The 12,692-nt window shown below is 42.4% G+C and carries 14 protein-coding genes, 1 tRNA gene and 2 pseudogenes; 10 read left to right on the top strand and 7 right to left on the bottom strand.

The genetic code is table 11. The features are described 5' to 3' along the window. Positions 1 to 72: 72 nt before the first annotated feature. The 3 genes and pseudogenes from NF865_RS10460 (at position 73) to NF865_RS04485 (ending at position 1,022) form a co-directional block, all read left to right on the top strand. The gene (locus NF865_RS10460; protein WP_366513844.1) at positions 73 to 228 is read left to right on the top strand and encodes a hypothetical protein; all 156 of its coding nucleotides are present in this window, start codon (positions 73 to 75) and stop codon (positions 226 to 228) included. Between the two features lie 58 nt (positions 229 to 286). Continuing rightward, a pseudogene (locus NF865_RS10455) lies at positions 287 to 592 on the top strand (ARMT1-like domain-containing protein); the annotation flags it as partial. 220 nt (positions 593 to 812) lie between these two features. Continuing rightward, on the top strand, positions 813 to 1,022 hold the full coding sequence (locus NF865_RS04485; RefSeq protein WP_175060326.1) for an RNA chaperone: 210 nt from the start codon (positions 813 to 815) through the stop codon (positions 1,020 to 1,022). A 280-nt stretch (positions 1,023 to 1,302) separates the two neighbouring features. Here the strand turns inward: NF865_RS04485 and NF865_RS04480 are convergent, their stop codons facing one another. Continuing rightward, positions 1,303 to 1,566, bottom strand: a complete 264-nt coding sequence (locus NF865_RS04480; protein ID WP_253305383.1) for an IS200/IS605 family accessory protein TnpB-related protein — start codon at positions 1,564 to 1,566, stop codon at positions 1,303 to 1,305. After that, positions 1,557 to 1,961: a transposase gene (locus NF865_RS04475; protein ID WP_253305382.1), complete on the bottom strand. Its 405-nt coding sequence runs from the start codon at positions 1,959 to 1,961 to the stop codon at positions 1,557 to 1,559. Before NF865_RS04475 ends, NF865_RS04480 begins: the two co-directional genes overlap by 10 nt. A gap of 92 nt (positions 1,962 to 2,053) precedes the next feature. On the opposite strand from NF865_RS04475, the gene mtnP reads away from it, so the two are divergent. The 5 genes and pseudogenes from mtnP (at position 2,054) to NF865_RS10445 (ending at position 7,389) form a co-directional block, all read left to right on the top strand. Continuing rightward, the gene (gene mtnP, locus NF865_RS04470) at positions 2,054 to 2,854 is read left to right on the top strand and encodes an S-methyl-5'-thioadenosine phosphorylase (RefSeq protein WP_253305543.1); all 801 of its coding nucleotides are present in this window, start codon (positions 2,054 to 2,056) and stop codon (positions 2,852 to 2,854) included. A gap of 103 nt (positions 2,855 to 2,957) precedes the next feature. Next, complete coding sequence (locus NF865_RS04465; RefSeq protein WP_253305381.1) at positions 2,958 to 4,064, top strand: DUF835 domain-containing protein; 1,107 nt, start codon at positions 2,958 to 2,960, stop codon at positions 4,062 to 4,064. A 279-nt stretch (positions 4,065 to 4,343) separates the two neighbouring features. Next, positions 4,344 to 5,861 (top strand): NHL repeat-containing protein, encoded by a 1,518-nt coding sequence (locus tag NF865_RS04460; RefSeq protein ID WP_253305380.1) that lies wholly within the window; start codon positions 4,344 to 4,346, stop codon positions 5,859 to 5,861. Positions 5,862 to 6,052: 191 nt separating this feature from the next. Beyond that, positions 6,053 to 6,882 (top strand): annotated as a pseudogene (locus tag NF865_RS10450) (NAD(P)/FAD-dependent oxidoreductase); the annotation flags it as partial. 33 nt (positions 6,883 to 6,915) lie between these two features. Then, complete coding sequence (locus NF865_RS10445; RefSeq protein WP_366513856.1) at positions 6,916 to 7,389, top strand: oxidoreductase dimerization domain-containing protein; 474 nt, start codon at positions 6,916 to 6,918, stop codon at positions 7,387 to 7,389. Positions 7,390 to 7,677: 288 nt separating this feature from the next. Here NF865_RS10445 and NF865_RS04445 read toward each other — a convergent pair. Continuing rightward, positions 7,678 to 7,755: transfer RNA gene (locus tag NF865_RS04445), tRNA-Gly, on the bottom strand. Positions 7,756 to 7,812: 57 nt separating this feature from the next. Beyond that, on the bottom strand, positions 7,813 to 8,520 hold the full coding sequence (locus NF865_RS04440; protein WP_253305378.1) for a nucleotidyltransferase domain-containing protein: 708 nt from the start codon (positions 8,518 to 8,520) through the stop codon (positions 7,813 to 7,815). Positions 8,521 to 8,640: 120 nt separating this feature from the next. Between NF865_RS04440 and NF865_RS04435 the strand changes: the two genes are divergently transcribed. Both NF865_RS04435 and NF865_RS04430 read left to right on the top strand, forming a co-directional pair. Continuing rightward, complete coding sequence (locus NF865_RS04435; protein ID WP_253305377.1) at positions 8,641 to 9,060, top strand: hypothetical protein; 420 nt, start codon at positions 8,641 to 8,643, stop codon at positions 9,058 to 9,060. A gap of 128 nt (positions 9,061 to 9,188) precedes the next feature. Further along, a complete protein-coding gene (locus tag NF865_RS04430) occupies positions 9,189 to 9,344 on the top strand; it encodes a winged helix-turn-helix transcriptional regulator (protein WP_253305376.1) in 156 nt (51 codons plus the stop codon). Here NF865_RS04430 and NF865_RS04425 read toward each other — a convergent pair. The 3 genes from NF865_RS04425 to NF865_RS04415 form a co-directional block, all read right to left on the bottom strand. Beyond that, complete coding sequence (locus NF865_RS04425) at positions 9,331 to 10,515, bottom strand: soluble NSF attachment family protein (RefSeq protein WP_253305375.1); 1,185 nt, start codon at positions 10,513 to 10,515, stop codon at positions 9,331 to 9,333. The genes NF865_RS04430 and NF865_RS04425 overlap by 14 nt on opposite strands. Positions 10,516 to 10,629: 114 nt before the next feature. After that, positions 10,630 to 11,655: an L-threonylcarbamoyladenylate synthase gene (locus NF865_RS04420; RefSeq protein WP_253305374.1), complete on the bottom strand. Its 1,026-nt coding sequence runs from the start codon at positions 11,653 to 11,655 to the stop codon at positions 10,630 to 10,632. Next, positions 11,621 to 12,688 carry a glycosyltransferase family 4 protein gene (locus tag NF865_RS04415; RefSeq protein ID WP_253305373.1) on the bottom strand — a complete coding sequence of 356 codons (1,068 nt, stop codon included), beginning with the start codon at positions 12,686 to 12,688 and terminating at the stop codon, positions 11,621 to 11,623. Before NF865_RS04415 ends, NF865_RS04420 begins: the two co-directional genes overlap by 35 nt. Positions 12,689 to 12,692: the final 4 nt, after the last annotated feature.

Here is a 12,692-nt window from a genome sequence, read left to right as displayed (position 1 = left end):
AACAAATGTTCGGTCAATGCTTTTTAAACCTATTGCGAACCTTGAGGAGGTAGGCATGAAGATTCACTATGAATGCTTCACATGTATTGCAAACCAACGTCAAAGGATATTGAGATTGCAACAGAAGACTTAGCAAAGAGAAAGAAAGCTGCCATTTTCAGTGCAAAGCTCATGGGAAAGCTTGAGGAAGACTCGATACCCGCGATAATCTCCAGTAAGATTTCTTGAACTCTATGCATTCCTTAGGGTTCGGGACCCATTTAAAGTCTATAAAGAAGCTTTCAATAAGCGGGCAGAAAAAGTTTTGAATGAAATCGAGAGCAGTACAGAAATTGACCTCAAAACCGCGTTGAAACTTGCAATAGTGGGAAATGTTATTGATTTTGCCGTTAGCTACAAGAAAGATGTAATGGAGCTGGTTAAAGAGGAGCTTTATTTAGACCGCTCGGAGGAGCTCTTTAAAAAGCTTGAAAATGTTAGGGTTTTGCTGTATTTTACCGACAACTGCGGTGAAATCTACTTTGACAGGCTCTTTTTGAAAAAGATCAGGGAAAACTTCCCTCATCTGGAAAAAGCTGCGAGGTTCGATTAACTTGGAACAATAATTTCAACTGGCTTTGAAACCCTTAGCGAAATCAAGGATAAGCGTGTTTTTCATCTGCTAAAGGCCAAATGTTCGTCGGTGACAAGGGAGTTAGGAGTTCCTCGGGGGAGCATGCTGTGCATATAGGCATTTGACGATATTATTCTTGACAAGCATCGATTAGAAAGCCTTTTATACTTTGAAGTTGTATAATCCATTGGTGATACCTATGCCTACGATGATTAAGAAAGATTTAAAGAAGTTTATGAAGGAACTAAAACTCCATTACGACGATGTTTGGCGCGTTCCTTCAAGTGAATACCTTAAGAAACCTGATTTTATTGTAGTAGATCCAAAAACTGGTAAAAAAATAAAGGTCAGCTTTGTCTCGTTAGACGATGGCGAGGTTGTTAGCGTAGTTTATGATGAACTCAGCTAGTTCGTTTTTTGACGTATTCCTTTCCGTCTTTTATGAATAAAAATCGCAAAATTGTTAAGATGTTTTTGCTTGATTTCAAGGGGGTTCTCCCTACGGGGAAGTTAGTGTAATTTTATGGAATTTCATCCCAATTCTTTGTTTTTCTACTGCCATGATCCCGTAGGGGTTGGTCTTCATTGGCCCTTCATTGGGCGTTGAAGCCCTCGAAACCTCTAGCCCTTTCGGGGTAACCCCTGAGCCCCACATCCGAAGGTTCAAAACAGCAATAAAATCCCTATCCTCAATAAAGCCACAGGAACACTTCATTAACCACCCCTCTTGGGGTATTAGCCAACCCCCCGCATGCGGGGCAAACCCGGGAAGAATTCCTCGGATTAACATAAACAACCGGAACACCAAACCACCTCGCCTTGTACTCAATTAATCTTTGCAGTTCACGAGCATTCCACTTGGAAAGCTTCCTATTCAAACTCTTTGAACCGTTCAAAACCCTCTCCTTTATGTCATTCAAGTCCTCAAGGATTTCCTCAAGGATTATACCCATCCGTTTTCCCTAGCAATTTCAACAATTTTATTAGATAACTTGTGCAAGAAATCTCTTGCTCGGTTTTTCTCCCTTCCGAAGTACTTTTTCAGCAGCTCTGTGCTCAATCTTCTATTCCATGCGGAAATTTTTTGAATTTTCTGCCTCTTCTCCTCGTAAACTCTGTGAACGTGATAAAGCTCCCTAGTGTCAAACCTGTAAACTGTTAATCCAGCGAGGACTGTAACGTTTGTCAGGTTTATGTCTATACTCATCCAGTCTCTTGGCTCAAAGTATTCTACAGTTTTCACAAAGTTTAGGACGAGTTTGTCTGGAAATAAAAACAAGCCACCAAGCTTTGCTTTTCCCTCTTTGATTTCCTCAAGGAGAGGATGCAAGTAGTGATACTTTGTCAAGTCAATCTCGAGGTAGTATTCTCTTGGAATTATTGTGATTTTGAGGCATTAGCTTTAAATCCTTGTTCTTCAAACTTTTTCTGGTGGTACTGATGGTAAAAATAGCAATAATAGGCGGGTCTGGAGTTTACGATCCAAAACTTCTTGAAAATATAAGGGAAGAAAAAGTGAAAACCCCTTATGGGGAAGTTAAAGTAAAAATTGGAACTTACAAAAATGAGGAAATTGTATTTTTAGCAAGACATGGAGAAAAGCACAGCGTTCCGCCACACAAGATAAACTATCGGGCTAACATATGGGGTCTTTACGAGCTGGGTGTTGAAAGAATCCTCGCAACTTCAGCAGTAGGATCTCTAAACGAGGCTATGAAACCAGGGGACTTTGTAATTCTTGATCAGCTCATTGACTTTACAAAAAACAGGGTTTATACATTCTACGATGGGGAAGGCTCGCCACATGAAAGAAAGTTCGTTGCACACGTCGACTTTACAGACCCCTACTGTCCAGAGCTCAGAGATGCACTAATAAGAGCCGCTAATGAGTTGGGCTTTACTTATCATCCAAGAGGGACTTATGCAGCAATGGAAGGGCCAAGGTTTGAAACAAGGGCGGAAATTAGGGCACTAAAGATCTTGGGTGCTGATGTCGTGGGAATGACTCAGTCACCCGAAGCTATTTTGGCAAGAGAGCTTGAAATGTGCTATGCAAGCGTTGCAATTGTAACTAATTACGCAGCTGGCATAAGCAAAACTAAGCTCACCCATGCTGAAGTCGTCGAACTTATGCAGCAGAAGAGTGAGGAGATTAAGCTCCTTTTGATGAAAGCAGTGGAGTATATCCCGAAAATTAGGAGATGTGCCTGCAAGGACGCATTGAAAGGAGCTACTGGTTAGTCTTGTTCATTTTTCTCTTTTGTTGGATAATAGCCCTTATAGACATAGGTATAGAAACATTTTTAATCTGTAGATTTTTGTGAAGTGAAATTAGGGGAGTAGCGTGGAAACATCAATCTTTTTAGCAACAGCACAATTTTGGATTATATTCATGAGTCTCTTTGGATTCTTTTTGCTGAGTTACACCTACATAAGATACAAACGGGATCCGGTTTTATGGTGGGGATTAGCGTTGTTCTCGTTGTTTGTTTCTGCTACTGCTGAACTTATGAATTTAGCAAACATCCAGGTACTTTCAAGAGCACTTTTTGGAGCGTTAATTCTTTATGGTGCTATTAGGCTCCTAGAGAAAGAAAAGATATTACTAAGCAAGCACTTTAGGATACTTTCTTTAGTACCCATTATTGTGACCACGTATGTGATGTTCGGAAAGATACTGGGATATTCCCAAGAATGGTTTGTAGTTGTTGGGATTCCATATGCTATTTCGGGATTTGCAATTGCCTTATCTGGTTTCTTCGTTTTCTCGTTGTTAATAGAGGCATATGGTCAAAAAGCTAAATTTTTGGGTGTGCTCCTTTTGGCTTATGGATTTTACCAAATGCTCTATCCCTTTACAAGGGCAATCAGTAGACTTCTCCCGTTCACTTTTGTGGTTTCTGTCTTTCTTATAGCACTAGCCATATATGAAATGGGGAAGTTTGCACTTTCAAGAGAATTCATTACCGGGAACATTTCGGTTGGAAAGGTTAGAATGAAACCGGGGCTGTTTTTCATCCCTCCGAAAAAATTTGAAGATCTGAAGGAGTCATTGAGTGATTTCCCCGTGTTGGCGTTTGTAAGAAGTGAAAACCTTCCAGAAACGTGGAAAACGTTTTTTGTTACATCCATACATGAACATAGGTCTGATATTGCTTTTCCAACAGCATTGCCTCTTATGAGTGCCAAGGTAGTGCAGTATTTAAAAGAGGCTGAAGAAAAAGGAACAGGAGGCGTTGTTGTCTTTGATTGTCTTGAATATTTGAAAATGTATAACGGCTTTGAAGCTATTGCAAAGTTTTTATCATCTTTGAGAGATTATGCTCTTCTGTATAACGGGACAATAATCGTGGTTCTTGACGAAGATGCATGGGACAGAAAAGAGCTTATTACACTGCAGAGAATTGCAAGCTCTACGGAGGAATCTCTTAAGTTCAAAAATTCAAAATAGCGGAGTTCTCTTGGATTATTATGTTTAAATGGATGTGAAAATCAATAACGAGTTGAAAAAACGAAAACGAGCTGTTTTAATAATTTTTGTGAGTGAAAAGATGTTCACACTGTATATGAAAATATGTAAACCTAATCCTAAACAAATAGCAAGATTTTTATATTTCAAGGTGCATAACAGTAAATGTCATTATTAACTTATCCCTACTAACTCTTCTAGATAAGGGGTTGTGGAGATATTGTTAATAGTGATTCTTAAGCTGGAATGGAGGATCTTGACATGAGAGGAAAAGTAAAGAGATTTTGGGCTGTATTTTCCCTGGCTTTATTAGTTGGAATTTTTTGTAGAGTACCGCCAGTAGAAGCGAGAAATGATTATGAAGTCCTTTGGCATGAAACTTATGCTTTTGGCAGTGTAAATGGTGGCAGTTTGGTAGATGTCACTCCAGATGGAGAGACTATAGTTGCAGGGCATACGTATTTTGGATGGTTCTCGAGCTTTTTGATTTTTGAAACCGATGAGAATGGAACTCTCAAATGGAACAGGACTTTGGCTTACAGTGATGTGGCTTATGCAGTTAAAGCCCTTCCAAATGGAGATATCTTGGCAATAGGGTATGATTATGGATTCATGGGTCTTTCTCCAGATAGCTTGACAATCTCGAGATTTGACAGTGAAGGAAACGACTTGGAACATTATTACTACCCTATGCCCGATACAAACGTCGTTCTAGACGCGATTATTACTCCCGGTGAAGAAGTCATACTCGTTGGTAAAATACAAACGTATGGGGGTAAGGAAGTACCTGAGGAAGACGTTTGGATTCTCAAGCTTGACAAAAACGCTAGCGTGAAGTTAAGCAAGACCTATGATATAAGCCAAGGTGATGTAGCACATGCAGTTGCATTGGCATCTAACGGGGACATCATAGTCGCTGGAGAGTCGGGAAACGATTATATCATGGATTTTTTGGTTCTTAGGCTTGACGAGAACGGCAACCTAAAGTGGCAGAAGACATTTGATAAAGATAACGAGGACATAGCTTATGCCGTAGCAACTGCTCCTAATGGGGACATTGTAGTTGCGGGTCAAACAACAAATGGGGAAGAGAACGACGTTTTGGTAATCCGCCTTGACAGCAGTGGGAACATAATATGGCAAAAGCAATTTGGAGAATCAGGGGAAGATGGGATTTATTCAATTACAGTTCTTCCCAGTGGAGACATTGTAGTGGCGGGATACACAAATAGTGTCAGTGCATCAGACATGGATGCATGGATTCTAGTTTTGGGCCGTTCTGGCAGCGTGAAATGGGATTACACCTACGATGGGGGTTCTTACGATGTTGCTCGCTTCGTTGACGTTGCACCGAACGGAAATGTTGTAGTGGTGGGATGGTCGAGTGATAATATCCTTTTAATGGCAATAAAACCACCACAGCAAGAGCTTATTCCTCTCCCTGAACCACAAAGGCGTGTTACTCTGTTAACTACACTGTCCAAGTTATGGACACACTGGTTTTTCAAGTACTATGACAGGTTCGATGAGTTATATGCTACGGCACTAGAGCTTGGAGTTGATAATGAAACACTGGAGAATGCTTTAAACCTTCATAATGAAGCAATTGCGTTACTTCAAGATGGGTGGGGCAAAGATAATTTGGACGAAATTCGCATTATCTTTTGGACGCGAATGACTCCGTTTCCTAAGCTTTACAAAATTAGAGAGGCTTATTTGTTGGAAAAAGAAGCAATAACACTCTTGGTAAATGCTACAGAGAGGCTACAGACCTTTTGATTTTTCTTTTGACCCTACTTTTTTGGGAGGGGGAAGGGGTAACGTAAGGTTTGAAGAGTTACATAACAACGTTTCTGTTGATTTTTGTCTACCTTTGAAGCGTTATGTACCAATGTTTCAAACCTATAGTTAACAAAAAGTTAAAAACTTTTGGATTTAAGATGGCCTGAAAACCTTTAGGAGGGTCTAACATGAAATATGATGTTGTGATTATTGGCGCCTCTGCAGGAGGAATTACAACAGCCATGGCTGCCAAGAAGTTCTATCCCGACAAGAGCGTCCTCGTCATTAAGAGGGAAAAAGTAGGGATGATTCCCTGCGGAATCCCTTACATCTTCGGGACGCTGAAGAGCGTTGACGATGGCATCCTCCCCGTCGAGAAGTTCCTGGAGCCTCTCGGCGTTGAAATCCTCACGGACGAGGTCACTGAGATTGATCCGGACAAAAAGGCCGTTAAGACCAAGTCCGGAAAGAAAGTCGTCTGGGAGAAGCTCGTCTAGCCACCGGATCAAAGCCTGCAAAGCCGGACTTTCCGGGCGTTGACCTCGATGGAGTATACACCGTCCCCAAGGACTACGAATACCTGAAGAAACTCCGCGAGAAAGTTGAGGAGGCAGAGAAAATCGTCATCGTCGGCGGGGGCTTCATAGCCCTTGAGGTCGGCGACGAGATAAGGAAGCTCGGCAAGGACGTTACCCTCGTTGTCAGGAGCAGGTTGCTGAGGAGCTCCTTTGACCCCGAGTTCAGTAAGATGGTGGAGGAGAGACTTAGGGAAGTCGGCATCAATGTCGTTTACGGGCAGGTCGAAAGGTTCCTTGGCAACGGGAAGGTTGAGAAGGTCAAGCTCCTCGATGGGAGCGAGATACCCGCTGACCTTGTAATCCTCTCGACCGGCTACAAGCCCAACGTTGATCTGGCGGTTAAGGCCGGCCTGAAGGTCACGCGCTACGGAATCTGGACCGATGAGTACATGAGGACTTCTCACCCGGACATCTTCGCTGTCGGCGACTGTGTGGAGCACAGGGACTTCTTCACGGGCAAGCCCTACGGCCTTATGCTTGCCTCAACAGCAACCTTCGAGGCGAGGATAGCCGGTGCGAACCTCTTCAAGCTCCAGATCGTCAGGGAGAACAAGAGGACGATAGGTGCCTACTCGACCCACGTGGCGGGTCTCACCCTGGCCGCGGCGGGCCTAACTGAAGAGGCTGCAAGAAAAGAAGGCTTTGAAGTCATAGTTGGCAGGGCATCTGGCCCAGACAGGCACCCCGCGAAGTTCCCGGACACCTCCATGGTCACGGTGAAGCTCATATTCTCCCGCGACAGGGGTGCGATACTCGGGGCGCAGATAGCTGGCGGTAAGAGCGTCGGCGAGATGATAAACATCCTAGCCCTGGCGATACAGAAGCGCCTTACTGCAAGCGAGCTCTACACAATGCAGATAGCGACACACCCGCTCTTAACGGCTTCCCCAATTGGCTACCAGATACTCAAGGCTGCAGAAGATGCGCTGGCAAAGCTGAGGACTTGAATCCTTTTTCAGTCTTTTATTTTTGCTAATGCTTGCAAAGGTGTTCTGGAAAATTGGAAAATTAGTAGGTCCCCGCCTAAAAGGCGTTAGGGTGTGATGGTTTTTAATTCTGGTCTATTCTTTTTGAGTGAGGGTACTCTGAAAATCATTGGAGATGTTTATCCTCTTCTGACGCCTTTTGGGTGTATATTTAGAGTTAAACCGTTCAAAAAGAAGTGACATTCCATATACTTCTTTTATCACCTTTAAAATGCTCAAAACGTTGTAGGAAGTTCCAAAAACGAATTGTGGTGCGGTGGCCGGGATTTGAACCCGGGCCCGCGGCGTGGCAGGCCGCTGTCCTAGACCAGGCTAGACTACCACCGCACAACTCCGGTAGATAATCAACTATAGACGCTTTATAAATTTTTCGCTGGAATACTTTTAAATCCCACCGCTTTCCCGAACTCTTTTTCTAACGTTTGGGTCCCTATCGGCTATTCTTTTTAGTGCTTCTTCAAAGCTCATCCACTCGGGCACTTCTTCATTGAGGTATATCCCGGTTCTCCCTATTGCATCCCTTCTTGTCAAAATCTTCACTCTTTCTTGAACGGTCTCTATGCTAACCCCAAGAATCTTTGCAACTTCGCTTTCTCTTCCGACGACTTCTTTCTCTATGTGTCCTTTTTCGGTTGGGGTTATTAGTATCAGCTTTTTGTTGACTCCGGGTACTCGAAGGTTCGTCTTAAGCCCCCAAATGTCAACCATTCCGCCCCATTTGTAGAATTCGAGCTCCCTATCTTTGGGCTCAACTAATGGGAACGTTATCGTAGTCTCCTCGTCAATCTTGATATGCCCTTTTATTAGATGCCAGGGAGTCGCCATAACAATTCTCCGCTTTTCAAAGGGTATTCCTTCCAAGCTCAGCTCAATTAAGAAGCTGGGCACTTTATATGGAATTATAATGTCAATATCGCTGTCCTTTCTGACGTCTCCCCTAGCAACGCTTCCGTAAACATGAGGGTCAAACTGACTTAACCTTTCTATGATCTTTAGGGCTTTCTCACGTTTTTCCTTTAAGATTTCCCACCGCTTTGGTGAATAAATAACCTCTCTCTCGTCCCATATCCTGGCGACTTTTTCTCTTGGCATGTTATCTTTTTGTCGTCATTCTTTTTTAAATCCAATAGTTGACATCCTCGTCTCTTGGAAAATGCTTTCAAAAGGTAATCTTTAATAAGGCTATGGTAATCTTTAGAAGGAGGTGGAAACATGCCTGTTGTAGGTGTTAATGTAACAAAAATTGAGGTTGAAAAGCTGGGAGGGACAGTCAGTAAGGTTGAGGTAAACCTTTCCCCAAAAATTGAGGAAGTTAGGCTGGGGGAAATAAAGACCCCTTCTGGAAAGGTTAATGGGATTGAGGTTCTCTTCACTTATCAAATAGGGTACAACCCTGAAATTGCGAGAGCAGTAATAAAAGGAGCGGTATTTTATCTGCCACCTAAAAAAGAGCAGATAGACGAAATCTTGGACGGATGGGAAAAAGAAAAGAAGATACCTCCCGAAATGTTTGCGGAGATAGTGAACTTTGTGACAAATGAAATGACCCCCATAGTAATGGTAATTTCCAAAGAAATGAGAATCCCATATCCAATCCCGCTTCCAAGAGTTGCCCTAAGACAGCAGTCTTGAAATTGCCTCTATCAAAACTCTTATAAATTCCTTTTTCTCTCCCTTTTTGGTGGTTGTGATGAGGGGGGATTTACTTTGCTTTGCCAAAATCGGCGATCCAGGTATTTAACGCTTTAGGAGACAGACCCATGTCTTCTAAAGAACTTGCAAAAAGAACAAACCTTTCTGAAAGGACTGTCCGCTATGCTTTAAAGATTCTCAAGGAAAAGGATCTTGTTGAAGAGATATTTTTCTTGAAGGATGCTAGAAGGAGGGGGTATAGAAGGAAAGTTATTCTGGGCTGAACCCTTCTACCTTTTGTAATCCTTTTTTAATTTCTGGGAACCTTGTCTCAAAAATTAGCTCCGCTAAATCTATTGCCTGCGCATAGGCCTCCCTTTTTGCATAGAACTCCATCTGTTCAACGAATTCTAAGTAGTTCCTGCTTCTTTCCTTAGCAGCCAGATAAAAAAGAAGAGCTTTTCTTATTCTGTATCTGTGCTCCAATGTGACTTCTGCTTCATTGATGAGTTCTTTGTAAGTTTTTAAGCCCTCTAAAAGCTTGTCGAGGGCAAAGAGGGATTGAGCTAACATTACCAGAGTATCTCCGAGTTCCTTCATAAATCCTTTCTTTCTGTACTCACCTGCGAGCTGGTAAAGCATTTTTGCAGTATCTAATCCTATTAGCTCTGTTCGCTCAGAGTTTCCCGCTAAGAGGTAGGAATATTCAGCTTTAAGAAATGCTTTTGCGGCATAATAAAGGTCTCCATAAGCATACCATTCTTTACCTGCCTTCTCATAGTTTCTTCCTGCGTTCTCCATGAGCTCCATAAAATGGTCATCATACCCAAAAACATCCTTAACAATAAATGCAAGCTTGAAAAATGTGTCGCCTGCCTTTTGGTATTCTTTCTCGGATATGAATATCTCCGCCCCTTTACCATAAAGGTCGACTAAGATTGTCCCAACCTCTGAAATGCCGCTTGAGTTGTGGATTGTCTTGTGGTATCTATATGCCGTTTCGTAAGACTCGATAGCTTTCTGAATATCATGTCTTCTCATTTGAATATCACCAATGGACTTGTATATTATGGCAAACTCCCTTGCGTATTTTTCAAATTTGTTATTCTCTCCAAGAATTTCAAATATTCTGAGGATGTTGGAGCAGAATTCATCAAAAAGTTCTAAATTGGGCTCTTCAAGTTCAATTTCCCTCTCAAGAAGATCCAGATAATAATACGCACTCTTAAGGAGAAAAGGACGAGCGTCTTTCAAAGCTTGGGGATCAGCACTAAGAATGAGATCTCCTATGTATCTATAAATCCGGGCTGCATCTAAAACTCTTCCCTGTCTTTCATATTCCCTTGCAGATTTTATAAGAAGCCGCATACCGCTTTTCAGGTCTCCCTTGGTTACTAGGGTCTTTCCAGCGAGTTCAAGTTCGCCTGGACTAGACCTTATTATACCCGTTATCAAAAGGGCCCACCCCACTTGGTTTTAGCAAACTGTTTATTATTATATCCCCAATGTATTTAACGCTTTCTCCGATAGACAATAAAATGCATTAAAATTCGAAAAATTTTTGAAAAATTAGACTTTTAGTACTCTATATCCGGCTGCTTTCTTGAGCCTATTCATAACCGCGAGCCCTAATCCTTTTTCTTCAACTCCTTCGGCCAGTATTATATCCACTCCATCTTTATCAAGTTCTCTAAGGGCTTTGAATAGGTTTTTTGCTATTTCTTCTTCGCTCTCCCCTATGTTGAAACATGCATCTGCCTCGTAGAAGTCACCAGTTGCCATTACACCGACTTTCATACCTTGAGCTTTATATTCCTTGATAAGCTCCTTGATCTTTTCTTTGACTTTCTCTCGTTCCCCTTCAATAACAATTACCTGCGCCTCTGGGGCATAGTGTTTATACTTCATTCCCGGAGCTTTTGCAAGGTCTACAGGCTTTCCTTTCACGGCTGGGTGGATTTTTATCTTACCGATTACCTTTTCTATCTCCTCAAGGGGCAATCCACCGGGTCTTAGAAGCATTGGTGGATCTGTGGTTAAGTCTATTACAGTTGATTCGACTCCTATTTTAGTCTCCCCACCGTCTATTATGCACTCTATCTTTCCGTAAAAATCGTCAGCTACATGTTCTGCTAAAGTGGGACTCGGCTTTCCGCTTATGTTCGCAGAGGGGGCGGCAATTGGTCTTTTACTTTCCTCTATTAGCGCTAGTGCAATCTCATGGGCAGGCATTCTTATTGCTACTGTATCTAGTCCTCCAGTAGTGGCATAGGGGACTTTATCACTTTTGGGAAGCACTATTGTTAGAGGCCCTGGCCAGAACTTCTCCGCGAGTAGTTTGGCCTTTTCCGGGACTTCACTTGCAAGCTCGTAAACTTGAGTGAAGTCAGCTATATGGATTATTAGGGGATTATCGGGAGGTCTTCCCTTTGCCTCGAAAATACGTTTAACGGCATTCTCATTTAGCGCATCTGCTCCGAGCCCATAGACTGTCTCCGTAGGAAACGCAACAAGCTTTCCCTCTCTAATAGATCTCGCGGCTATCCTAATCTTCTTCCGATCAACGACATCTCGCATGTTTATTACTATTGTCATGTCCCTCACCTAAAACTTCTCTATAAACTTCCTCAACTTTCTCGGTTATTTTTTCCCATGCATATTTTTCACTGATTCTTCTTCCGGTTCTGCCCATTTTTAAAGCTTTTTTATTATCGAGTAAAAGCCTCACTTTTTCCAAAAGCTCGTCAAAATCCTTGAAGAAGTATCCATTTTTTCCATCTCTTATGAGCTCCTTTATCCCCCCAACGGCTCTCCCAACCACGGGAACGCCAAGTAAGTTAGCTTCAACTATCACAAGCCCGAACCCCTCTCTTAGAGAAGGCACTACCAGCATTTTACTTTCTGCCAGTACATTCTCGATGTCTGTTCTATATCCCAGAAATTTGACGTTGGGAGGTGCTTTGTTCTTCAATTCTCCCATAAGGGGGCCATCACCAACTATCAAGAATTTCTCCTTGGGAAAATGCTCTGCAAGACGTATAAATGTTTCTGGGTCTTTGTAATATGTTAACGCCCCTATAAATGTGATGTACCTTTTCACGGCTTTCTTTGGCTTTAATTTTCTTATACCGTTTGGGATAACATTTATTTTCCTGGCTCCAAGGTCGAGGGCTCTCTTTTTCAGGTAGTGGCTTACAGCTATTATCATATCGCTCTTAGATAGGCTCTCTCTGACAAAGTACCTTCCCAAGGGGAGTTTTGACATAAAGTCGAGGTCACTTCCATGAGCTGTTGTAATCAATGGGATGTTCAGCTTCTTTTTTGCAAGAACTCCTGCATAACTGGTAGTTCCAACGTAATGAGCGTGGATAAGATCAAACTTCAGCTTTTTGTGGAGCTTCAATATCTTTAAAAAAGCTAGGATGACAAACAAAACACCCCTCAAGCCGAATACTGGAGGAACCCTAACTTGATAAACTAGCTCTCTCTCAAACTCTCGCGGGGTTATGGGTCCATAAGTTAAAACATAAACCTCATGCCGCTTTCTAAGCTCTTTAACTAGGTTGTCAGTATGATTTGCGACTCCCCCTTTATGGGGGGGATAATGGCCTATTACCAAAATTCTCATGAAT

Source organism: Thermococcus aggregans, from assembly GCF_024022995.1.
GTDB lineage: Archaea > Methanobacteriota_B > Thermococci > Thermococcales > Thermococcaceae > Thermococcus_A > Thermococcus_A aggregans.
Note: the sequence above shows the minus strand (reverse complement) of the source record. Positions and strands in the feature narration are given on the sequence as shown.

Bases quoted from the DNA above. Each gene is read 5' to 3' on its own strand.
- NF865_RS10460 (WP_366513844.1), top strand. From the start codon at position 73: ATGCTTCACATGTATTGCAAACCAACGTCAAAGGATATTGAGATTGCA.
- NF865_RS04485 (WP_175060326.1), top strand. From the start codon at position 813: ATGCCTACGATGATTAAGAAAGATTTAAAGAAGTTTATGAAGGAACTA.
- NF865_RS04480 (WP_253305383.1), bottom strand. From the start codon at position 1,566: ATGGGTATAATCCTTGAGGAAATCCTTGAGGACTTGAATGACATAAAG.
- mtnP (WP_253305543.1), top strand. From the start codon at position 2,054: ATGGTAAAAATAGCAATAATAGGCGGGTCTGGAGTTTACGATCCAAAA.
- NF865_RS04460 (WP_253305380.1), top strand. From the start codon at position 4,344: ATGAGAGGAAAAGTAAAGAGATTTTGGGCTGTATTTTCCCTGGCTTTA.
- NF865_RS10445 (WP_366513856.1), top strand. From the start codon at position 6,916: ATGCTTGCCTCAACAGCAACCTTCGAGGCGAGGATAGCCGGTGCGAAC.
- NF865_RS04440 (WP_253305378.1), bottom strand. From the start codon at position 8,520: ATGCCAAGAGAAAAAGTCGCCAGGATATGGGACGAGAGAGAGGTTATT.
- NF865_RS04435 (WP_253305377.1), top strand. From the start codon at position 8,641: ATGCCTGTTGTAGGTGTTAATGTAACAAAAATTGAGGTTGAAAAGCTG.
- NF865_RS04430 (WP_253305376.1), top strand. From the start codon at position 9,189: ATGTCTTCTAAAGAACTTGCAAAAAGAACAAACCTTTCTGAAAGGACT.
- NF865_RS04420 (WP_253305374.1), bottom strand. From the start codon at position 11,655: ATGACAATAGTAATAAACATGCGAGATGTCGTTGATCGGAAGAAGATT.
- NF865_RS04415 (WP_253305373.1), bottom strand. From the start codon at position 12,688: ATGAGAATTTTGGTAATAGGCCATTATCCCCCCCATAAAGGGGGAGTC.